The 619-nt window shown below is 35.7% G+C and carries 1 protein-coding gene; it reads right to left on the bottom strand.

From position 1 onward, the window contains the following. On the bottom strand, window positions 1-619 hold a 619-nt coding region (locus KEM10_RS23990; protein ID WP_212221002.1), incomplete at both ends, for a carboxypeptidase-like regulatory domain-containing protein.

The following is a 619-nucleotide window of genomic DNA, read 5'->3' as shown; positions in this document are numbered from 1 at the left end:
TTTTTAGCCCTTTGCTTTTCAAGTGATTCTGAATTAACGGTTACCTCTCCAACTTCATAATTCTTAGGTTTTAAAAATATTTTTAAATCTTCTAAACTCGCATAATCAGAAATTGAGGTAGAGTAATATCCTATAGAACTGAATACAAGCGACCTATCTTTAATACTGTTTATTTTGAAATTTCCATACTGATCAGTTGTTGTTCCTTTGAAAGTCTGATCGTAATAGACTGCTACGTTAGGTATTGTTTCTTTTGTATGTGCATCCATCACTATCCCACTTATAACTTGTCCCCCTGTACTATTCGACTGAAGGGTTGTATCTTCTGAACTAGACAATCCATCTGCAGAAGCAATGGAAATTTGGTTGTTATCATCATACCCACTCTTTGCAGGATTAGCAGACGAACCATCTGCCAATAATGTCGGTTTTATAATTTTAGAATCGTCACCTGCCAGATTGTTTGAAAGGCTGGATGATGCGGTATTTCGATTATAATAGAATAATGAATCCGGAGTTTGATGGATCAGGCTACCTGTTTCTCCAACATTTGAAATCCCATTAATCTCCAGCCTGATTTTATCAGATACATCTGAAGCATAAAATTGAATCTGTGCCT

Origin of the sequence: Carboxylicivirga linearis (genome assembly GCF_018271995.1) — a bacterium.
Taxonomy (GTDB): domain Bacteria; phylum Bacteroidota; class Bacteroidia; order Bacteroidales; family Marinilabiliaceae; genus Carboxylicivirga; species Carboxylicivirga linearis.
The sequence above is the reverse complement of the archived record's forward strand: the minus strand, read 5'-3'. Positions and strand labels throughout refer to the sequence as shown.